We start from the raw sequence: 20,617 nt of genomic DNA, 5'->3' as shown, positions 1-20,617 counted from the left end.
CTTGTTGTGTCCAACAAAATTTTGATTATGTTGGGTAACATACGTCAACCCAACCTACAACTGTTAATTATTAATTGACAATAAACCGGGGGGAGGAGTAATTTCAACTCGACGGGATTCTAAATCTACAACAGGAACAATTTCCATCACAAAAGGAATTAAAACTGTTTTTTGTGCTTTATCAGTTGTCAATTCTTCGTTATTAGTGATAAAAGCAGGATCAAATTTAACTTCCAATAAATCATGACCAGAAGGTAAGATATCCACCACCGTTCCCACAAATTCCCCAGATGATTGCATAAAGACCTGCAACCCTAGCAAGTCTAACACATGAAATTCACCTTCATCCAATTCTGGGCGATCGCTCACAGGCACAAAAAACCGACAATCACGCATATTTTCAGCTTGATGGCGATCGCTCACTCCCTTCAATTTAATCACATAAAGATTCTTATTCTCAATATATCGCCCATTTAACAACTCCACAGGTTGCAGTTCCGTTTCCCCAGGACGTAACAACCAGCGTTTTCCCGGTTCTTCAAAGCGTTCAGGAAAATCCGTATTAGGATAAACCCGCAACTCCCCAGTTAAACCTTGAGGAGAGACAATTTTGCCAATTTCCAACCAATCATCAAGATTGGGGACTGGAGAGTTTTTAACTTTTCCCCCTACTCCCGGTTCTTTGCTCCCCTGCTTCTTTTTCGCGTCTTCGTGGTTCATTAATTAGTTAATTGCTCACTTTGTCTCCATTTTACCACTTCACGTTTGTAGATTAGGTTAAATAACACTAATTTTTTAAGTAGGTGAACACAATAAAACCAATCTGTGTAAAGAAAAGTAAAATCGCCCAAACCCTCTTCACTCTTGCATGAGTGCTTCTTGCCTCTTGCCTTGCGATAACAACAATTTTTAATGCTAACCTACTTAGTTCTCTGTTCCCTCTCTCAATGAGTGAATTTAATTTTGTTAGACTATTTGTAATATAAAATACAGGGAATGCGTAAAAAAATCTTAATTGTTAAATTATTTGAAAATTCGACGTAATATCACTGACAATATAATAGTATGCGAACTGAAAATTTATGATCATCCAAGAAAAAATGAAACTTTTCACTTCTGCCAAACGCGTGTTTTTACATTCAATCGTGTTATTATTCGCGTTCTGTAGTTTGCTGTTAAACGTGCCTACCGCTCTTGCTGCTTCAGTATATACCGCTCCTGTACAATATGCTGCTGCTGCAACTGCGCCAGCCCCCACCCAAACCGTTGCAGACATTGACAAACTAATTGCATATTATAGAGACCAAAAAAACGGTATTTCTCAAAACACCGAACTATCAATAGAGCAAAAAAAAGAACAGTTGAAAAACATTAATTCCGAAATTAATGCTCTGATTCAAGATAAGAAAGCTTTACTAGCTAAACAGTAATAATACAACATACCCCCGCTATGTCAATCTAACGGCTATAGCGGGGGCATGTTGTATTTTAACAATATTGTTGAAGATAATCAACATTTTTTGCGTTTTCGTGGTTCATTATCTCTTACACACTTACAGCCGCACTTTGATAAACCCGTTCAGCAACTTTTGCTAAACGCTGCATACCAATAGTAATTTCCTCATCACTACCAGTTAAACTAATTCGCAGACATTGGTGTTTGTGTTCCCAGTCCTCCTTTAAACCAGGGAAGAAACTACTACCAGGGACAAGAATTACACCCACTTTCTTTAATTCCTGGTAAAATTCCCAATCAGTCATGGGTAGATCTTGCAACCACAACCAGCCAAAAATCGCCCCTTCACCACGATGTAAGAACCAGGGTATATTCTTAGGCATTGCTGCTTCTAGGGTACTTTTTAAGACATCAAACTTTTGCTGATAGAAAGGACGAATCACATTTTCCGCGATATTTGCTAATGTACCTGATTCTATCGCGCGGGCTGCGATCGCTTGACCATATCGAGAAGAATGAATTCCCACATTGGTTTGGAAACATTCCAAAACTTGAATCAGGTTTTCATCTCCAATGGCTACCCCAATCCGTTCTCCAGGCAAACCTGCTTTTGATAAACTCATACAGTGGAGAATATTTTCCCCAAATACCGGAGTCATTTCTGTAAAATTCAAAGCTGGGAAAGGAGGTGCATAAGCCGAATCAATCAATACAGGTACATGATGGGGTGCAGCTAAATCAGTGATTTTATTTACCTCATCATTAGTCAAAACATTACCCGTTGGATTACAAGGACGGGAAAAAATCACACAACCAGTATTTTCTGTAATCGAGAGTTGGTTAAAATCAGGGCGATATTTAAATCTGTGTGCGTCTGCGTCAATATCCAGAGTAGGCTTATAAGCAACCAAAGCCTCTGGGAACAAACAAACACCACCATAGCCAGTATAATCTGGACTTAACGGCAACACAATTTCTTTCAAATTGCCATCTTCAGTATAGCCACCAAAAGCATTAGCGGCGTAAAAATAGATAGTTTGACTACCCGCAGTAATTAAAATATTCCGCTCAGTTAAACTTAACCCATAACGCTGGTTAAAATCCTGAACAATCGCCTCAATTAATGGTGAATAACCTTGACTTGAACCATAACGACAAACAACTTCACCATATTCAGAACTGGCTAATAAATCTGCCGTACAATCCCGCCATAACTGTTCTACCTCTGGTAAAATCAACGGATTGCCAGCGCTCAAATTATATAATTCCTGTCCCTTACTAGCTCTGAGGGTTTCATTAATATCTTTCATAATCGCTCTTACGCCAGTTAAGTTGGACATTTGAGCGCCAATTTTAGTAAGGGCAGGTTTTATCATGTTTGTTACAGACTGAATTAATCGCAAAAGTGGTTAAACCATTGACACTCTGCGGTCTAAAGACACGCAGATTCTTTAAGACCTGCTTAAAAAGGATAGTCAATTATCCTCCTAGACGCTCAAGGCAACTACCAGTACGACAGGTATTGCAATTGCGCTTACTTTTGATTTTTTTGCTGCTTTTGTGAGTCCATCAATTTTTAATGTTAAACGCTCCATGATTTACCATTGCTTATTTACCCAGGCTACGGCTATGCCGAGACGAGATAAATCAGGGGTTTCTCCTTAATAAAACACTTCTTGGCGTTGATGGTTATTCCTACTTGCTAATTAATTCTATCATGTCACGGTGAATAAATTCGCCGTTGGCACTTCCTCCACGCATCTATTGCCAAGTGGCTTCCGTGCCTTTCGTTCTATTTGGTGAATGCGATTTTAACAAAATCTGATAGTCAATAAAGCCCCACCTTCAAGAATGGGGGGTAGAAACAGCTTGATAATTTCTACCCATAACTATCCATATATTACTGTTTGTCCAAGTCTTCAATAAGTTGATCAACAAAATCCCTCAACCGTTGCTGCTGTGTCAGGGACAGTTTTAATTTTTTCCCTGACTCCAGGTAAAACCTTAAATTGCAAGGGTGATTTATCGTAGGCTACTTGATTTTGTGGTTTAAATTTAATCCGAGGCATTGCCAAATCCTAATATGTCTGATATACTAGATATCATAGCCCAACATTGAAGGTCGAATCAATGCTTTTATCATTCAAAACTGCACTAATTCCAAATAACCGACAGATTACAGCTTTTCGCAAGGCTTCTGGAGTCGCTAGACACGCTTACAACTGGGCAAATGCTCAAATCATAGATATTTTAGCTACTCGCAAAGAAGGCGAAAAACTTAAATTACCATCAGCGATTGACTTGCATAAAAAGTTAGTCGCCGAGGTTAAATCTGAACACGCTTGGTATTACGAAGTTAACAAAAATGTCCCACAAAAGGCGTTAACTGACTTACGCCAAGCATGGGATAGGTGTTTTTCCAAAACATCGAAACAACCCCGATTCAAGAAAAAAGGACAGCACGATTCTTTTTATTTAGAGTCAGGGACTAAGGCGAAACCGTTAATTAAAAACGATGGGAAAAGAATTAAATTACCGTCAATCGGCTGGGTACGTTTAGCCATACCTTTACCGATTACAGCAACTCATAATTGCGTGATTTCTAGACAGGCTGATAAATGGTTTGTTTCTGTTAAATACGAAGTTGAAAAACCTCCTATACTTGCAGACCGACCGACCATTGGCGTTGACATTGGTATCAAAGAATTAGCAGTTTGCAGTAATGGTGAAGTATTCAAAAACCCCAAAGCCTACCGCCGGATGAGTAAACGCATGAAACGTTTACAGCGTAGCGTTAGCAGGAAGGTCAAGGGGCCTAATAATCGTAAAAAAGCTGTGAGAAAATTGGCTAAATTGCACGCCAAAGTTTCTAATATTCGCCAGGATTCCATACACAAATTAACCTACTATCTAGCTAAAAATCACAGCATTGTCAGGATAGAGGATTTGCACGTTAAGGCATTTTTGAAAAACCATAAATTAGCGGGTGCTATCGCTGACTGTGGTATGTATGAATTTAAACGGCAGTTAGAGTATAAAACTGAGAAATTCGGGAGTGAACTAATCCTTGTGGATCGGTTTTTCCCCAGTTCTCAAATATGCTCTAACTGCGGTAATCATCGTCATAAAATGCCATTAAAAAACCGCGTTTATATTTGTCCTGATTGCGGACATACAGAGGATCGTGACCTCAACGCCGCTAAAAACATTGACCGATGGTTTGCGGATATTTTTATCCCTGTAGCGTAGCGGTTCCTTTGAGGAACTACGGTCAGAAACGGTAAGTTCTACCGAGATAGCCTGTGGAGCGGACAAACCTCTTAGAAGTCATTCTAAGACCGTGATTAAACAGGAAATAAGCACTAAGGTTATCGCTGTCCAGATGTGTCTAGACTTTGGTAATTTTGGGTAAGTTTTATAGAACGGATTTCTCTTGTATTAGGTACTAATGTACTATATGCTGGGTGAGTTAACAAGCAATTATTTAGGGCTTGCTGATAGTCCCCGCCCTATAGAGGGACGGGGATTCTTGTTTCTTTGAAAACGGATTTTATGATGTGGGTGGCTGTTCTGGGAACATACACTTATCAGAGTCGCAACCACTCGGTCCTGCTTCTGATAATTCTCCCAAGTCGTAACGACTTAGCGCCCCACAGAAATCATCTGTTCTGCGTCGGGCTTTGACTTCTTTAGATAGGCGTTCATAAGTGGCTTTGTCTATGGGTTCAAAGGGAAGACGGGGGAATGATTGCAAATCGTCAAACCGGGCTAACAGCGCGGCAGAAATATAGCCTTCATCATTTTGGATAGCTTCATAGATGCGTGTTCCCAATAATTCAACTTCCTCAGAACGGAGTTCTAAGGTAGCAGAGGTGTTATGGGTGACGTAATGACTTTGGACTTGCATCACAAAATCTAGTTGGGCTAAAACGGAAAACTGAGATACATCAATGACATCAGCACCGGGTAAATCAGCCCAAGATACAGCGACGGGTATTTCTACTAACCATTCTGTACAGCGAGGATCAAAAGGATCATTAAGTAAGTTGCCGTTTTCATCTTTGTCAGATTGGGAAGGAATGACGTTGTAACCATAATCTATACAAGCTAGGGCTACGGGGTCATTTTTGCCAAAGGTAATCCGACGAATGAATCTTTGAGCTTTGGGGGGATGCCAACCGGGAGATGCTCCTGTTAAGAGGGATTTGGTGCCGGCTGGTTGCACGGTAGTACACCGGTTGGGGCGTTTGATCTGATGGCGATCGCAATATTCCCACACTACTTTATGAACTACATCTTTCCAGAAGTTGAGATATTTTTGTTCACCACGTTTAAAAATCAGTCCTTCAGGAGTTTCGGGTCTTCCTGCTTCCCACCAGCGTAACCAATCTGTACCAAAAGCATGAACAAAGAAGTCAAATAAACCGGTAAATGATACACCGACAATGGGATCAAGTTCCCGGCTGTATTGATAGCGGGGTTCGAGAAATTGGTGATTTAACAGGGCGACGACGGAAAGCGCACCAGCGGTAAATGCCTCTTTTTGTTCTTTGTAGTTGTCGGGATCGAGTTGGTTTAAGTGTACCTCGGACAAATTACAGTGAAAATTGCTACCAATAATTTCTCCGCACGGATTTAAACCAAACCTACCTATTCTATGTTCTAGCTCATCAGCATCAATTTCAGGATAGTATTCTTTTATCCAATACTTGGCTTTTTCTTGCTCGTAAGCTTGCAAAAAGTCTTTTTTAAGTTCTGGTGTATTTAATAAATCAGCATTAGCTCTAGCAACTGCTTCACCAGCCCATTGAATTGCTCCTTCACCGCTGTAATATTGTTTTTGAACAGCAGCAATGGATTCTTCTAAAGTTGGTTTGCGGTGAAATACTCTTGTATGGTTGGCCATTCGCAAAGAATCGCGTTCTGGATCTATACGCCAGTTACCTTCTGCGTCTTGTTGCCATAAATTATCTTTGGCAGTTGCGCCTCGCTCGTCTTCAGAAAGGAATTGTCTCATCCCGGCACTGTTAGAAACTAAAATGCCTTCGCAGACAAATTCGTGAACAGTCGCAACTTCAATATCATAAGTAGGTGCAGAGCGTACATTTAGCTCTACACCTAAAACCTTGACTGGTACTAAATCAGTAGCTTCAGGAATATATTTTTTCAGGGTGGGGAGTATCATTTGTTGATGAATAGCACCCCAGTGATATTGAGTGGTGTTAATAATAGGGCGAACCATAGCTTTCGGGAAGCCGTGGTCTTTAAATGATTTGGGAGTCTGACGTTTCTGGCTAGAAAACTGAAGGGAATATTTTTCAAAGCAGTTTTCAACAGATTGATATGCTGCTGCACCAACTGTTACTAGTTCGCCTTCCCATTTGCCCGTTCGCTTGCGAATTGAACTACACATCCGGGTTGTAATTCCCAGGGATGCGTAAAGTGCTTGAATTTGCTGTAAAAATCGCTGGTGAACTGAAGCTACTAAAACTCCTTGAGAATGACACCCATCAGCGTCAGCAAGACCAGCTAAGTAAGCTTTACGAATGTCGGCTTTAGCCAACAGAATGCAATCAGGAATATTTAATGGCTGGAATGCTTGTTTGAATGACTTGAGATATTGATTTAAGGCTGATGAGTTAAATTGTAGTTCGTAGGCTTTGGTTCGGCACTGTTCGGGAGTCCGCAGTGTGTGAGTTTCTAAACCAAAGTCGCTCCCAACAGCAATTAAACGTTCCAAAATATTGGGGCTATCTTCATGAACTCGAAATCTAACTCTTGATCCATCAGAACTAACTGAACCATCACCATGCAAATAGCCGATGAAGTAAGCAACATCAGGAGTTAATGCAGGAACAGTAATTTTCTTGGTTTTACCTTCGACTTTACCCCGAAACTCAGGCAGTTCAGTGGGTGTACCGGGTATAGTTTGTGGCACGAATATCAAGCGATCGCCTGATTGCAAATCCTGAGCTTTAACCATTTTATAATTGCCGTACACATCCGTGAAAACGGCAACTTTGTGATCGGCTGTACATTCAAAGCTACCATCTTGAGTTTGAATTCGGCAGAGAGATTGTTCACCTTGAATAAAGAAGTTAGTAACAGGATAAAAACCCTTGCTGGTGAGAACGCGATCGCCTACACGCACCTTAGCAATGGGAACTAAGCCTGATTCTGTATGAACTAAGGCTTCTTCAGGAAGACAGCGCCGAATATTTCCTGCAACAATAGTCACAGCAGCTTCATCAATTAATAAGCAGCATTCAACTGAGTTTAATTGTCTGCCTATTGCCTTATTGAGAATAGAGGCGCAACGCTGATACAATCCAGGCAACTTCACAGGATTAGCCATACCGCCAAAGCCTTTGAGGGTTTCCCCAGATTGGCGCACATCGCTAATATCAACAATTACCTGAACGTCACCTGTAAAGCGTTCATCTGTAGAAAGTTCTAAAAGGGTTTGATAGGATTTTACCCAACCTTCCCGGCTGTCTCCAACGTGGATAGTAGCGGTGTTAGCTTCTATATGGGTTTGTGTAAATTCACGACGCTGTGCTTGGGGTGTGCTGCCAATTTCACCTTTAATAGTGATATTTAGGCGATTACGGATAGAGGGAAGTTGATTAATATATTGTGGTTCGATGATCGCACCTGTACCACAGCCCATCATGGCTAGATCCATCATCAATCCAAAAGCACTCCAGTCTACAAGGTTAGTAGAGGTGCAGTTATAAGCACCGGAGAAGTTTTTGGGTTTGGCTAACCAATCTGTGCCACCAACCCACATCCAGCGCCCACTGGGGAGGGATTTCATGTTTCGCTGCATCTTGTCTAAAATGGCAGCTTCTTCACGGGTGAGTTTTCCCAGTTCTACTAAACCGCGTAAAGTGCGATCGCACACCTGATCCCATGTTTCTCTCAAACCTGCATCTGTCCGGCGGCTGTAGGTTCTAAAAAACACGGGATTGGCTGCTGGGGCGGATTCTGGAAATTTTGCACCCTGACGTTGACGTATGACTCCTACGTCGTCACGCAGGCTATCAAGTTCTTGAAGCATAATTTGAGTATGATTTCTTATGGACAAACTATGACTATACGCCAAGTAGATTTAGGATTAAAGATTGAAAAATTTACCACTTTGCGCTATAGCTGAGTCTGTGTCAATTATAACTATATTTTTGTTTTTTGTTTAAGTATAAAACCCCGACAGTGCATTATCAGGGTAATAGAATCTCAAAGTTTTACCTGTAAGTTTTCGCGGAATGGTCTATCTGTGTAATGGTGCTGTTTGTGTAATTTTTGCCTTGACTATTCATCAAGCAGAGATAGTCAGTAAAGATGCCAATTCATTTGTATTAGTTACAACTTGATTTAATTGCTCACTGAAATAGATAACTTCATAATTGGGTGCAAGTTCTTTTTGCAGTTGTTTCCACAAACTAATCCCTTCTTGTTCAAAAGCTGCTTCTGCTTCTGGACTCAAATCAGGTGAATTACCAGGATCTTGCCAATTTAATGTGGCATTATAAATATCTGTCCATTTCTCCAAACGGCTAATAGTTTCTTCAGTTAATGGCATCGTTTCTGGATCAATATCTCCAACTTTATCAGAACTAGCCCACCAGAGTGGGTAGCATTCATAATCAGCCATTAGTTTAATTTTCATTGCCATAGCTCTGCTATTAAAAAGTTTTTGATGCGTAGGGGTAGGGGTTTAGCACTGCTCATAGGTGTCAACTTAAGTTAGAAGTGGCTTATCTGTTTGCTTCCACACCCGCCCAGAAATGAATTTCCGGGCTAATAGCCAAAGTAAACTAAAGTTTACTAAACAATTTAAAAAATTTTCTGGTTATTTAGTCATCAAAAGACAACTTTTGCTATTAAACTGGGAATTCATTCCCAGGCGGGATAGAGGTTTTACTCAAAATTATTTCTTAGGTTTGGGCATTGCTTCGAATAATTCAGATACAGAGGCAAGCAATATCTTCACGAACCAAGCCATTGCAATAATCACAGCTACGGACACACCTCCATAGGTGAGTATAGGTATTATCTCTCCTGCATTTGGTTGTATGGAAGTATTTGTAGAATTAGCAGCTATCAGCAAATTTTCCCCTTCTCCTGGTTTGTTAAGTGTATTTTCTACAAGGATACTAGATGACTGATTTTCAACAGTCGGAAACGGTGGCTGGAAAATTCCAGTCTTATCGACTTGCTTTTTCATAATTAAATTTTTTTGTTTACATTCCCAACTTAGAAAGGGGATTTTAGCGGTAGAAGGATATTTAGATCGGATTCCCGTACGAGAAAACCGATCTAAAATCTATTGACAAAATACTGTTTTAATGTTTTAACCAATAAATCCCAATTTATCGTTTGATTAATTTTTTCAGATTTATAATTAGGACTTACGCAACTGACCTATGATTAAGGTGCGTTTCCCTTACAATTAAAACAATTCTTATTCGGTAGGGATATTCATTACAAGCAAAATAAAAAATGTTCCTAGCACCTTGGCGAAGTCTTATCACTCGCGCCCTACATCAAAATCGTAGCCTCGTTTATGCCCGTTACGTACAACTGGCAACGCTGCGAGAAAATGGTTTTCCTGCTAATCGTACCGTCGTATTTCGGGGCTTTCTAGACGATACCAATCAGCTAAAATTTATTACCGATATTCGTAGTGAAAAAGCTGAACAAATATCAAAACAATCCGCAGCGGAAATTTGCTGGTATTTTCCTAACACCAGAGAACAATTTCGGATTACTGGAAAATTAATATTAATAAGTGCTGATTCTCACCCCCATTTACAACCTGCGAGAATCAAAATGTGGCAAGAATTAAGTGATGCAGCTAGATTACAATTTGCTTGGCCTATTCCTGGTGAGATGAGAGTACAAACACCGGAAGCTTTTACACCACCAGCACCAGACAATATTCAACCATTAGAAAATTTTTGTTTATTATTACTTGAACCAGTAAAAGTAGATCATTTACAATTGCGGGGTGAACCACAAAATAGATGGGTTTATCACCGCAATGAAAACCAAGAATGGTTGACTGAAGCAATAAACCCTTAATTTTAATTTTTAGTGTTTAACTTCCTAGATTCCCGCACCATCAAAAAATTCCTGAATCTGTTTATCTCGGATATTACAAAAATTGTGTTCTTTTGGTAATTCATCTTCTGGAAGGAATTTACCAACTAAAACTGGAGTTTTGGCGGGAGTTTGTAAAGCTTGAATTTGTGCTTCTAAGGCTTCAATGCGGTCAACTAAGGTGCGAATTATTTGGGCTTCTGAATCTGGTAAGTTACTGTGTTCTAGAGGTGCAACCCGGACTCCAGAACGGTAGATAATGCGACCAGGGACACCGACAACGGTACAACTAGATGGTACATCTCTCAACACCACTGAACCTGCACCAATGCGGACATTATCACCAATTTCGATATTTCCTAAAACTTTTGCACCGGCACCAACGACGACATTTTCGCCTAATGTGGGGTGACGTTTACCGCTTTCTTTACCTGTTCCCCCCAGGGTGACACCTTGATAAATCAGCGCGTAGTTACCAATAATGGCTGTTTCCCCAATTACTACTCCCATTCCGTGATCAATAAATACGCCTTCACCAATTGTAGCCCCTGGGTGAATTTCTACACCTGTTAAAAACCGCGCAATGTGAGAAATCAAGCGGGGGAAAAAGGGAAGACCAAGACGACGCAACCAGTGTGCAAAGCGGTGGAAAACTAGGGCTTGCAAACCTGGATAGCAAAACAAAACCTCCAACCAATTCCGGGCTGCGGGGTCACGTTCAAAGATGATGCGAAAATCGGTACGGAGTCTAGAGAACATTGAGATAGTACCCTTGATAGCATAACAAGCTACTCTCTCATATTATCGTGACTTGGTAATTAGGGATTGGTAATTGGTAATTGGTGATTGGTGATTGGTAATTGGTGATTGGTAATTGGTGATTGGTGATTGGTGATTGTTAATTGGGGACTAAATCATCTATGCCTTAGTATCTAAGGCTTCTGGACTGTTAAAGTGGAGTTAATTCTGATTTGTTAATGCAGTTGTAAGAATACTCCGCTTTTGAGTGTTCCTGGTTCGCTGCTATAACTACTCACTGTCAGGGATTTTAAATTATCAAAAAGTGGCTTACCCAATACTTCTGCAAATTTTATCCAAGGTAATTGATGCTTGAGAATATCTTGACTATTTTCCCAGTCTAGATAAATATACCCTTGGTTGGGTTGGGGAATTGTCGCAATACTATTTTTAAATTGGGGATTTTCTAGGAGAGATTTTTGCTTTTGACTCAAAACTGCTGTTAGCGTCTTTAAATCAGAACTGAAAATTTCATAATTATCTAAGGTTGTATGCACTCCTTTAACTTTCGTGTCCACATTAATAGATGTGTTATTTTCACTTGTGGCTGTAATTTTTGTCCAAGCTGCTATTTTTTGTTGATCTAAAGTTAGGGAACTAAGGTTAAAACCACTTCTACTGGCAATATTATTTAGATGTGTGATTCCTGCTGCTAATTCTGGGTTTTTTTCGATAACAAATAACCAATTAGGGCTTGTATTTTCTGAATTGGGTAATAAGGCTAAAGCGTATTCTCCTGTTATCCAATTGAAAATATCTTCGCTAAAGTTTAAATTCCAATTGTTTTGGATTTTTACGAAGGGTTGTAGTAATCGAGAAATCCCTTCTTCACTAGAACCGTAAATGCTTGCTGTTACTTGTTTCCACAGTTTTGCTATATCGCTATTACCTAATTTATTCAAATTTGTGCCAGCGATCGCTAAAGCTGTTGATTCTGGAATATACTGTAATGCTCCTACAGATTGAGATAGGGGTAAAGATGAAGGTACAACTGGGGAATTTGTTAAAAATGTACTTTCTGTGAGCAACCCTTGGGAATTTAAAACGAAGGAGAGAATTTGGCTATTATAAGTTGATTCTGCCAATTCTAATCCTTGCCATTTACCAACTTCTGGTAAATTCAAGAAAGTTACAGCTACAGCATTTTTAGAGATTTGTTGAGTAGCTTTTTGATATTCTAGAGAACTAATTAAGTTTAAATCTGGTGCTTGTAAATTATTAATTGCTTCTTTGATAATTTGAGGATGATTAGCCAGCAAAACAAAATTATTAACAACTGCACCTGCTAAACTATTTTGGGTTTTTAAGTCTGGTGCATATTCGGGATGATCAGAAATAACCTTGACACCTTTGTAACGTTCAATTCCTAAATTAGTCCCACTAAAAGCCCGGTTAGAAAATAATAATTCCAAAAACTCACGGCTTTTCTCTGGTTTTGTAGTTGCAAGTGCCATTAAATACCCGGTTTGTAGTCCGTTGTCTGGATCACGGTCTATATCTATGGTAGTTGCAGCTAGGGTAATTTCATCACCCAACCAGGGTTTAAGATCATTTGAATAATCTATATTATTTTTTGCCAATAGACTATTTTTGAGTTGAGAAAATTCTCCTTTTGCTGCTATTGTCTGTAACCCGTCGGGATTGACCAATAATGATACCATTGCTGGTGAAGACTTGGAGACAAATATAGCCGCAGCGGGTTGAGAGTTGCGAACGACAAGACTAACTGGACTTTTCCCCGAAAACCAGGAGAATTTAGCTACACAAACTAGCACAAGCGTGATTATGCCAGCTATAAGGAAACCAAGTTTAATATTTTTTGTTAAGTGTTGACTGTTCACATTCTTTATATTTTTTAGTTTTTCTGCAAACATGAATAGTATAGGATTTTTTAGAAAAACTGCATGACAAATACATCATTTGATCAACCCTTTTCCGAAATTACTGTTGAGGAACTAGCCAAACGTCTTTCCAGTAATGAAGGAACGCTTCAGTTAATAGATGTGCGTGAACCCCAGGAAATTGCTTTATCACGGCTAGATGGTTTTGTCAATCTTCCTTTGAGTGAATATGAGCAATGGAGTGAACAAGTGCCTATCCGCTTTGATATTCATGCAGAAACTCTTGTTCTCTGTCATCATGGTATCCGCTCTGCTCAGATGTGTGGGTGGTTAGTTACTCAAGGATTTACAAATGTTAAAAATATTAAGGGTGGAATTTCTGCTTATTCGATTTTAGTTGATCCTTCTGTGCCACAATATTAGGAAATTGTAGGGGCGCAGGAATTATCTGCGCTCAAAGTTCAAATTCATCGAGTTTAACTCTCTTCTAAAGGTCGTTCTAAGATTAATTTATAATATCCAAAAGCTTCCCCTTTAGGACTGACAGTAAAAGGCATTAAAAGACCAGCGATTGAATTTCTAATTAAATATTTAGGTAACAAATAAATAAGTATTTTGACTTGCCAAGACAAGGAAAAAAGTTTCCAGGATAATTTTTGTAATTTTAATAATGTCGGCTGAATTGCTAAAGAAATATCTTCAATAGTTTGAATTTGAAAGCCAATTGATTGGACGATAGCATTCCAATCATTAATTTCTGAAAATCCATGACGAACTGCCATTGATATTTCTACAAGTTGAGTTGCGGTTTGCAGTAATTTAGGGAGTTGTGTAAACTTAATTTTACGATAACCATCGAAGATAATTAATTGTCCACCTGGACGCAGCACCCGAAAAATTTCTGCCAGTGGTGTTTCTGCTTCAGAGGCGTGACATAAACACTCAAAGGCAAAAACAATATCAAAGGATTGATCTAAAAAGTTTAGGCGATTAAAGTTACCTTCTTGAAAAGATAGATTAGAAAATTTATCGGCTTTGCGACGTGCTATTTTAATATGCGATGGTGTTAAATCAATTCCGGTGAAATGTACTTCTGGATACTGCTGCGCTAAAAAACAGCTATTAAATCCTTTACCACATCCTAATTCTAAAACGGTCTTGGCATCAAGTTTATGAATTTGTTCAGCAACTACTCGTGGTTGAGCATAATAACCATCTGGGTCAAATATACCATCAGGGTTTAATGCCATGTGGATAGCATCTTGTCCAGAGTGATAGATTTGATAACCCCACTCGCTTTGGGTGTAGTAAGATATGGTAGCATCTGCATCAAATTCTTTTAAAACAGCCTCACAATCAAAAAGCCCGTCAATTTTGGCGATCGCATCTGCTAAAGTTAGTTGACTAGTCTGTGGAGCATACTCTGGTTTTGATCCCCCAGTCAGTAGTTTAATAATGATATTTTTCAAGAATTTATTTGCTGCCATAAGTATTTGCAAAAATATGATTAAATTACTATAGCAGTCCTATTGCGTAACTGTCAGCATTCAGCTATCAAATAAACATTTCCCTAGTACACAATGGCGTAAGTCAATCAACCATTAAAAATTTGACAAAAGCTTGTGTAATCTGCTTTTTTAATTTTTAATTTTTAATTTTTAATTCCGCACTGCGGTACTAGCCTTTTTTTCATGTTCTCCAGCATGATTCTAGGCGGTTGGAGATTAATTAGGTTGAAAACCACATCTATTTTTTTTGTTTTGGTTTATCGGTGTCAAGGTTAATTTGCTGCTTAATATTTCTTAATATAACTTTCTTGACTGAATTGACATAGATTAATGTATAATCACAAAAGAGACAAATAAAAGAACTAACCAATAAGCCAAAAAGCTTACTGCATTGGAATTTCGGGGTTATAGCGCAGTTGGTAGCGCACCTCAATGGCATTGAGGGGGTCAGCGGTTCGAATCCGCTTAGCTCCATTAGATTATAATATTTTCAAGTTTAGCTTTCTGTGACTTTACCCATAACTTTGCCGCGACGGCAAACTTATGCTTCCAATAGAAATTGGCAAAGTTATGGTTCCAATTCATGGGTAATTTTTAAGCTTCATAAGACCTCGCGGTAAGTGGGAAACGAGCGCGTCTTTAGACCTGAGAGGGAAACGGCACGAGGGATTTTAATCCCTGTGGTATGTTAGAATTAAATTGTGAGTAAGAACAAAAAACATCTACGTGTTGAAGCATCCTAGTACGGAGAAATTCCGGCTCCTATGAAACAACGGTTAGGTTTAAGTCCTAACGGCAGTATTGACTTGAAAGAGCGAGTAATGGCAGGTTGTGGAGCGTACCGCGTCTTGGCTTAGTGATGGATTCTAAAAACACTGAAAACCATAAAAGTAAGCGCAATTTCGACACCTTGATTGGCAGTTGTTTTGAGCGTTTAGGCGGCGTTTGACGGTCGCAGCGAGATTAGATTGAGCTAAACTCTTAATTTAATTCTGTCAGTAGAATCTCAGTGGCTGTCTTCCCTGAGAGTGTCAAAACTCAAGTTCACGATTCGCTTCTCTAAGAGGGTGTTTGAAAAATAATTGATGTATCAAATATTTTTACCCCTCCCTAACCCTCCCCTTGTTAAGGGGAGGGAACTGGATTTTATTATTTCCCCCCTTCATAAGGGGGGTAAAGGCTTTTAAACCCAAAGTACCAGCGTTGAGGTGAATCCCAGAGGAATGACTATTTACTCAGAACATTGGAGCCTAAAACCTCCAGAAATCCCGCCACGGAGTCGGTTATTTTCCCTTGAACCTGTGGCGGTGGGAACTCCCTACACAGAAAGTCTTAGTAGTTATCTCCATCGTTTAGCGCAAGCGCATTGTTTAACTTCTCAAAAGCTCGTTATGGGAGAAATTGCGCCACTTATTCTCAAAGATGAGGATAAATCTGAGCTATTGTCAAAAAATCTAAGTCACCTATTGGGAAATAGCGACGCTAAACCAGCTATCAACGGAATGCGAGAAATGACAGCAAAGTTAGTCACTGTTTTAGAAGAGTTAACTACACTCTACAAGTCTCTGCGCGAGAGAAGAGAGTCCCCACCCCACCCCAAGTCCCCAACCCCCACCACCATATCTTCTCCGAACACCACTCCCACTCCCCACCCACAGTCTCCTAATCCTTTAACATAATACTTGGTATAAATTGATACTGGTAAGTATGCTGATGTTCCTGATGATGCCCCTGGTATCATCTTCTTCCCTATGTCCCTGATTATCTCATTATACGATTTTCCCGATCCCCAAACCCGATCGCAAAACTGTTCCCATTTTTTCTCTCCACTTAGACTCTGGTAAATTCTACTCTGGATGCTAATACCCAATGTATTGTTACTATTGTCAAGCCAGAGTTGATCAATTTTCTTGAGAGTTTCACAGGGAAATTGATCTAACAAATCGTACCAATCTTCATATTTTCCTTTAACCATGACTTGGTAAAAAATCCAAGCTGTTTCCTCGTCTGCCTTTCGCCACTGTTTCTGCTTCAGATAATTTGCCAATACTTCACATAATCCATCTTCTACCAAATCATCAGCACATTTTCTCAATTTAAATTCAAAAACTTGATCAGCTTCTGAGTTATGTTGAACTGCCAACAGCTGAGCAAAGCCTTGCCTGAATCGTTCAGGATTTTCCCTATTGGCGAATTTCAACCGAAAAATTTCTTGCCATTTTTCTTTGCTGTGGTTCTCTTCATTACCCCATAACTGATATAAGCTTTCATTAGCTTTTTGGTAGAGAGAATAAACTTTTGGTGCTTCAGGCAGTTGGATATTGGGAATAATGTGAGGTATGATGCGGGAAACTCGATAAAGTCGATTAGATTCTTCTCGTTCCGAATTTACTTCTATCAGTCCTAGTGCAATTGCTTTATTTAAGAGTTGTTTAGAATCATCAATAGAGTGACAAACAGCTTCTAATGCTGACAAAGGAACAGGAATTTCAAATACCAAGCATCTACTGACAATTCTCTCAATAGACCGGTCTATGTTTAATCTAGCAGTGTCTTCTCTTTCCCAAATAACCCTTTGTCTCCAACCTTCAGAGTTAAATTCAAATTCACGGATTTGTGAATCTGCATCTCTCTGTGATAGCACTTCTCCATCTAACCATTCCAATAAACGAGGATTGCCATCAGCAAGTCTTAAAGCTCGGTCAATTAACTCCTTATCAATGTTATTAGAATTAAAGTTGCTTAGTTTGTTTAGCTTCTTTTGTAAATCAGTGTTTTGAAAGCTTTCTAATGGTTGCTTATAGAAGCTTTTGGATAAATTATTAGAATTCAAAGTCATAACGAGATGTGATAATAATACGGTGATGAGTAATATTTTCTTGGTTTCTAATTGCCCATATTAAAGCACTCAATACTTCAGCAGCATCAGGGTTGAGAACATAGCCTTGATCACGAGGTTTTAAATTCCATTCAAAGTCATCAAATACCAGAACGGATCGCCCCAAAGTATTGAAAGCTCTTTTTAATCGCTGTTTTAGTTCTTCTTGATTTCCTCTAAGTAGTGTTCGTTGTTCTTGAGATTGGAGATGGTCTGCCAACTTCTTGACTAAGCTAGGTTCATCAATTTGTCGCCACCAAACTATTTTCTTATGCCCAGATAATCGGTCACATAGTCGAGCGGCAATGGTACTTTTGCCTAATCCTCCCATGCCGTGAATTAAAACACCAATCTCGCTTGAAGATATTTTGAGACTCCGTAGGCAATTTTGTAATTGACGACGACGACCAATAAAGCTCTCACGATTAGCAACTCTAACTTTCCCTTCAGAGTCGAAGAACTCGGTAGTAAAAGAATTACGAGGGATGGATTCTTGTCCTCTTTCAACTAATTGTCCTGGTAGAGTTTTAGCCACATAAAATCGCAACAAGTGCCAACCTGTTGCTTTATTTTTAATTAATGTGCGGTAAGTTGTGGCAATTGCTTCAATGACTGTATACCCTCCTGATAACTTTTCGTATAAATTTGCTGCTGCTTCCGTTGCATCTTTATCTGAAACTTTCTTACCCCAACCTAGAACAGCATTTGCTCCTTCCATTAATAGAGCTTCTGCCATTGATTGAACTGTCCCTTTGCGTGGAGAATATCCGGTCTGACAGCCACAGAGGAAAATCAATTTTGGCATTGGGAATCCCAGTGCCTCAGCAATATCTTCTGCGCTGCTATACTTTTTTTCTCCTAATTCTGTTTCCGTGATAAAGTAGGTATTTCCATCTTTTTCACCTGTATGACCAGTCAGATGAAAGACATCAAAGTAATTACGCTGGTAATAAGTTTCAATCAAACTATGCATTTCTTCCAGACAACCGCTTTCTTCTACAATTAAAGATAAGGGTTTGCCAGATGTTGCCTTTAAAATGCGTGCTTCTTCTTCTTCAAAATCTAGCTCTGGTAAGTTGGAATCTATTGGGGAAGTCGCCATAAACAAGACATTCAGCGCACTATTTTTTGGCTGATTCTGTTCTTCTAATGGGTTGCTCTTATCAGGGTTCCATCGTAATGGAAGAATAATACCTGGTTTTTTTTCTACCAAAAACTTTTTACCATCATGTAGAATTTCCCAAGGTAGATGAGCTAGTTCTTCGGATGTAGCAATAGCAAGCACAAGACCATCACGGCTATACTCATCTATAGCTTTTTGAAGGAAACGTTCACTCCCATCCAAGAAATTATAAAGTACCTGACCTATTCTGGCATAATCTTCTGGTTGTATATTGTAATCTTCGTAATAGTCCCTGTTTATCAGATTAATTTGTTGTTGTATTTCGTTTAAGGAAACCTGACGGGAATCGTACTGATTAGGATTATCCCGAAAGTAACGTAATTCAACGTAATTATTATCTATTTTTCTGAGGTCTATATGTAAAATTGGCATTTCCAGTCAGTCATTTTGGTATTTCAAATTTGGCCTATTTATAATCCCTATGTGATAAGGGGGTGAGACTAACTTTTCTGTCTCCCCTTTAGCAATTTACATTAATTAAAAATCTTCATCTTCTAAAACTTTATTAACTTTTTCTGATGTATTTTGTGGGTCATCAAGCGGGAAGGAAATTTGCTCTCTTTTTCTTTCACTCTTATTTTTAAAGATTATATACTCAATATTGGTGTTATTAGAGCGGCTGCGATCATGCTGGCGAATAAACTCATTGATTCTGTCTGCTACAACCGATGCTGTAACATTAAGTACAAAACTAAGGATTATGGCCTCAATAGGCTCGGCTTTTGTCTTTTGCTTTACTTCATCAGGAACATCTAGAGTACCTGATATGCCAACGTCTGCTAATAATTGGTTTAAATCTTTTGCTGCTTCCTCAGCACCTGTGCCTCTAATTACTAATTCAAAGTTTCTCATATACTATGTTTTAAACTATATATTGTGATTTGCTAAATATTGATAGTACATCAAATAAAGGACAATTAGCTGCAATGCTTTTTCTGTCACGATGCCTGCGGCTGCTTACGCATTTATCAACAGTCGCAGGAGATTATGTGCTGTATTACAAACCCGGTGTACCACTGGCAGTAATTGAAGCTAAATATAATAATCACTTTGTTAGTGTAGGAATGCCGTTAGGCGATCGCCTAACGGCATCAAGCCACGAATCACTAATAACTGAGGTTTCAACTTGGAGATTGAATCATCGTCCACGCCAAATCAGGAGGTGGTGAACTTGGTATTTCCTCAATCCGATACCTCAAAAATCGGGTATTTCTTGACCCCACATGATCAACCCAATAGGGTAAAGTTAACTTACCTCTATTATCCCTAATTGACCACCGTCTCACCCCTTTTAGATAATCTTCCGCAACAATTTTGATCGTTTTAATCAACTTGTCACTTTCTCCCAAAAATAAACAACCAAACCGTTTTACTCTCTCAGGATAGTCAAACGCTAACTGTATCCTCTCCCTTAGAGGATGTTTGAAAAGTTTTGAATGTATAAATTGACCCCTCTCCAAACCTCTCCCCGACGCGGGGAGAGGCTTTGAAAACCCCATTCCCTGGTAGGGAAGGGGGGCAGGGGGGTTAGGTTTTTGGAGATTATGGGTTTCATCTGATACTTTTCAAACAACCTCTTAAACTTGGTTGTATCTTCTCCCCTTCAGAACGAACCCAAATCAAACATTTTAGATTAGACAAAATTTCTTGATAACAGGGAATAACATTCTCTGGATGGCTAAAATCAGCATTCTTAAACCGTCTCATTTGACGCAAAATTTGTGACTTTTTGGGACTAGACAACATAGCGATTCCTACGGAGCGCTTCGCTATCGCCAATTCTACCCCACAGTGGCGATAAACATCTGTTTCCCCTACCAAAGATAACAACATCTATTTCTTCTAGTTGTT

Annotated in this window: 18 protein-coding genes, 1 tRNA gene and 1 pseudogene; 7 read left to right on the top strand and 13 right to left on the bottom strand. The window is 39.3% G+C overall.

Going from position 1 to position 20,617, the window contains the following annotated elements; translation table 11 throughout:
• Positions 1-63 precede the first annotated feature (63 nt).
• Positions 64-720, bottom strand: a complete 657-nt coding sequence (gene rimM / locus HGD76_RS08935) for a ribosome maturation factor RimM (protein WP_168695570.1) — start codon at positions 718-720, stop codon at positions 64-66.
• A gap of 362 nt (positions 721-1,082) precedes the next feature.
• On the opposite strand from rimM, the gene HGD76_RS08930 reads away from it, so the two are divergent.
• Positions 1,083-1,430: a hypothetical protein gene (locus HGD76_RS08930; protein WP_168695569.1), complete on the top strand. Its 348-nt coding sequence runs from the start codon at positions 1,083-1,085 to the stop codon at positions 1,428-1,430.
• A gap of 115 nt (positions 1,431-1,545) precedes the next feature.
• On the opposite strand, the gene HGD76_RS08925 is transcribed toward HGD76_RS08930, so the two are convergent.
• Together HGD76_RS08925 and HGD76_RS08920 are read right to left on the bottom strand one after the other, a co-directional pair.
• The gene (locus HGD76_RS08925) at positions 1,546-2,829 is read right to left on the bottom strand and encodes a valine--pyruvate transaminase (RefSeq protein ID WP_168697402.1); all 1,284 of its coding nucleotides are present in this window, start codon (positions 2,827-2,829) and stop codon (positions 1,546-1,548) included.
• Between the two features lie 558 nt (positions 2,830-3,387).
• Complete coding sequence (locus HGD76_RS08920; protein ID WP_168636213.1) at positions 3,388-3,525, bottom strand: hypothetical protein; 138 nt, start codon at positions 3,523-3,525, stop codon at positions 3,388-3,390.
• A gap of 61 nt (positions 3,526-3,586) precedes the next feature.
• On the opposite strand from HGD76_RS08920, the gene HGD76_RS08915 reads away from it, so the two are divergent.
• The gene (locus HGD76_RS08915) at positions 3,587-4,705 is read left to right on the top strand and encodes an RNA-guided endonuclease InsQ/TnpB family protein (RefSeq protein ID WP_210967751.1); all 1,119 of its coding nucleotides are present in this window, start codon (positions 3,587-3,589) and stop codon (positions 4,703-4,705) included.
• 301 nt (positions 4,706-5,006) lie between these two features.
• On the opposite strand, the gene nrdJ is transcribed toward HGD76_RS08915, so the two are convergent.
• The 3 genes from nrdJ to HGD76_RS08900 all read right to left on the bottom strand — a co-directional run bounded on the left by nrdJ (position 5,007) and on the right by HGD76_RS08900 (position 9,683).
• Entirely contained in the window at positions 5,007-8,516 is a 3,510-nt protein-coding gene (gene nrdJ, locus HGD76_RS08910) for a ribonucleoside-triphosphate reductase, adenosylcobalamin-dependent (protein ID WP_168695568.1), read from the bottom strand.
• 258 nt (positions 8,517-8,774) lie between these two features.
• Entirely contained in the window at positions 8,775-9,131 is a 357-nt protein-coding gene (locus tag HGD76_RS08905) for an immunity protein CdiI family protein (protein WP_168695567.1), read from the bottom strand.
• A 255-nt stretch (positions 9,132-9,386) separates the two neighbouring features.
• Complete coding sequence (locus HGD76_RS08900) at positions 9,387-9,683, bottom strand: hypothetical protein (protein ID WP_168695566.1); 297 nt, start codon at positions 9,681-9,683, stop codon at positions 9,387-9,389.
• Between the two features lie 275 nt (positions 9,684-9,958).
• Between HGD76_RS08900 and HGD76_RS08895 the strand changes: the two genes are divergently transcribed.
• A complete protein-coding gene (locus HGD76_RS08895; protein ID WP_168695565.1) occupies positions 9,959-10,540 on the top strand; it encodes an Npun_F5749 family FMN-dependent PPOX-type flavoprotein in 582 nt (193 codons plus the stop codon).
• Between the two features lie 24 nt (positions 10,541-10,564).
• On the opposite strand, the gene cysE is transcribed toward HGD76_RS08895, so the two are convergent.
• Together cysE and HGD76_RS08885 are read right to left on the bottom strand one after the other, a co-directional pair.
• A complete protein-coding gene (cysE, locus tag HGD76_RS08890) occupies positions 10,565-11,317 on the bottom strand; it encodes a serine O-acetyltransferase (protein WP_168652303.1) in 753 nt (250 codons plus the stop codon).
• 215 nt (positions 11,318-11,532) lie between these two features.
• The gene (locus HGD76_RS08885) at positions 11,533-13,230 is read right to left on the bottom strand and encodes a DUF3352 domain-containing protein (RefSeq protein ID WP_168695564.1); all 1,698 of its coding nucleotides are present in this window, start codon (positions 13,228-13,230) and stop codon (positions 11,533-11,535) included.
• 30 nt (positions 13,231-13,260) lie between these two features.
• On the opposite strand from HGD76_RS08885, the gene HGD76_RS08880 reads away from it, so the two are divergent.
• On the top strand, positions 13,261-13,620 hold the full coding sequence (locus tag HGD76_RS08880; protein WP_015080560.1) for a rhodanese-like domain-containing protein: 360 nt from the start codon (positions 13,261-13,263) through the stop codon (positions 13,618-13,620).
• Between the two features lie 53 nt (positions 13,621-13,673).
• On the opposite strand, the gene HGD76_RS08875 is transcribed toward HGD76_RS08880, so the two are convergent.
• Positions 13,674-14,684, bottom strand: a complete 1,011-nt coding sequence (locus HGD76_RS08875) for a class I SAM-dependent methyltransferase (RefSeq protein ID WP_148764036.1) — start codon at positions 14,682-14,684, stop codon at positions 13,674-13,676.
• 422 nt (positions 14,685-15,106) lie between these two features.
• On the opposite strand from HGD76_RS08875, the gene HGD76_RS08870 reads away from it, so the two are divergent.
• Positions 15,107-15,179: transfer RNA gene (locus HGD76_RS08870), tRNA-Ala, on the top strand.
• Between the two features lie 749 nt (positions 15,180-15,928).
• A pseudogene (locus tag HGD76_RS25295) lies at positions 15,929-16,165 on the top strand (TniQ family protein); the annotation flags it as partial.
• Between the two features lie 95 nt (positions 16,166-16,260).
• On the opposite strand, the gene HGD76_RS25290 reads toward HGD76_RS25295, so the two are convergent.
• From HGD76_RS25290 to HGD76_RS08855, 3 genes are all read right to left on the bottom strand, one after another.
• Complete coding sequence (locus tag HGD76_RS25290; RefSeq protein WP_233467129.1) at positions 16,261-17,544, bottom strand: GUN4 domain-containing protein; 1,284 nt, start codon at positions 17,542-17,544, stop codon at positions 16,261-16,263.
• Positions 17,528-19,138: a CHAT domain-containing protein gene (locus tag HGD76_RS25285; protein ID WP_233467127.1), complete on the bottom strand. Its 1,611-nt coding sequence runs from the start codon at positions 19,136-19,138 to the stop codon at positions 17,528-17,530. The genes HGD76_RS25290 and HGD76_RS25285 overlap by 17 nt, the downstream gene beginning before the upstream one ends.
• Positions 19,139-19,243: 105 nt before the next feature.
• Complete coding sequence (locus tag HGD76_RS08855) at positions 19,244-19,618, bottom strand: hypothetical protein (protein ID WP_168695563.1); 375 nt, start codon at positions 19,616-19,618, stop codon at positions 19,244-19,246.
• Positions 19,619-19,647: 29 nt separating this feature from the next.
• Between HGD76_RS08855 and HGD76_RS08850 the strand changes: the two genes are divergently transcribed.
• Entirely contained in the window at positions 19,648-19,935 is a 288-nt protein-coding gene (locus tag HGD76_RS08850; RefSeq protein WP_168694543.1) for a hypothetical protein, read from the top strand.
• A 382-nt stretch (positions 19,936-20,317) separates the two neighbouring features.
• Here HGD76_RS08850 and HGD76_RS08845 read toward each other — a convergent pair whose 3' ends face one another.
• Positions 20,318-20,599: a Cas5 family CRISPR-associated protein gene (locus tag HGD76_RS08845; RefSeq protein ID WP_210967750.1), complete on the bottom strand. Its 282-nt coding sequence runs from the start codon at positions 20,597-20,599 to the stop codon at positions 20,318-20,320.
• Between the last annotated feature and the right edge of the window lie 18 nt (positions 20,600-20,617).

It is taken from the genome of Dolichospermum flos-aquae CCAP 1403/13F (assembly GCF_012516395.1).
In the GTDB taxonomy this organism is placed as follows: domain Bacteria; phylum Cyanobacteriota; class Cyanobacteriia; order Cyanobacteriales; family Nostocaceae; genus Dolichospermum; species Dolichospermum lemmermannii.
Note: the sequence above shows the minus strand (reverse complement) of the source record. Positions and strands in the feature narration are given on the sequence as shown.

Bases quoted from the DNA above. Each gene is read 5' to 3' on its own strand.
- rimM (WP_168695570.1), bottom strand. From the start codon at position 720: ATGAACCACGAAGACGCGAAAAAGAAGCAGGGGAGCAAAGAACCGGGA.
- HGD76_RS08930 (WP_168695569.1), top strand. From the start codon at position 1,083: ATGATCATCCAAGAAAAAATGAAACTTTTCACTTCTGCCAAACGCGTG.
- HGD76_RS08920 (WP_168636213.1), bottom strand. From the start codon at position 3,525: ATGCCTCGGATTAAATTTAAACCACAAAATCAAGTAGCCTACGATAAA.
- HGD76_RS08915 (WP_210967751.1), top strand. From the start codon at position 3,587: ATGCTTTTATCATTCAAAACTGCACTAATTCCAAATAACCGACAGATT.
- nrdJ (WP_168695568.1), bottom strand. From the start codon at position 8,516: ATGCTTCAAGAACTTGATAGCCTGCGTGACGACGTAGGAGTCATACGT.
- HGD76_RS08905 (WP_168695567.1), bottom strand. From the start codon at position 9,131: ATGGCAATGAAAATTAAACTAATGGCTGATTATGAATGCTACCCACTC.
- HGD76_RS08900 (WP_168695566.1), bottom strand. From the start codon at position 9,683: ATGAAAAAGCAAGTCGATAAGACTGGAATTTTCCAGCCACCGTTTCCG.
- HGD76_RS08895 (WP_168695565.1), top strand. From the start codon at position 9,959: ATGTTCCTAGCACCTTGGCGAAGTCTTATCACTCGCGCCCTACATCAA.
- cysE (WP_168652303.1), bottom strand. From the start codon at position 11,317: ATGTTCTCTAGACTCCGTACCGATTTTCGCATCATCTTTGAACGTGAC.
- HGD76_RS08885 (WP_168695564.1), bottom strand. From the start codon at position 13,230: ATGTTTGCAGAAAAACTAAAAAATATAAAGAATGTGAACAGTCAACAC.
- HGD76_RS08880 (WP_015080560.1), top strand. From the start codon at position 13,261: ATGACAAATACATCATTTGATCAACCCTTTTCCGAAATTACTGTTGAG.
- HGD76_RS08875 (WP_148764036.1), bottom strand. From the start codon at position 14,684: ATGGCAGCAAATAAATTCTTGAAAAATATCATTATTAAACTACTGACT.
- HGD76_RS25290 (WP_233467129.1), bottom strand. From the start codon at position 17,544: ATGACTTTGAATTCTAATAATTTATCCAAAAGCTTCTATAAGCAACCA.
- HGD76_RS25285 (WP_233467127.1), bottom strand. From the start codon at position 19,138: ATGCCAATTTTACATATAGACCTCAGAAAAATAGATAATAATTACGTT.
- HGD76_RS08855 (WP_168695563.1), bottom strand. From the start codon at position 19,618: ATGAGAAACTTTGAATTAGTAATTAGAGGCACAGGTGCTGAGGAAGCA.
- HGD76_RS08845 (WP_210967750.1), bottom strand. From the start codon at position 20,599: ATGTTGTTATCTTTGGTAGGGGAAACAGATGTTTATCGCCACTGTGGG.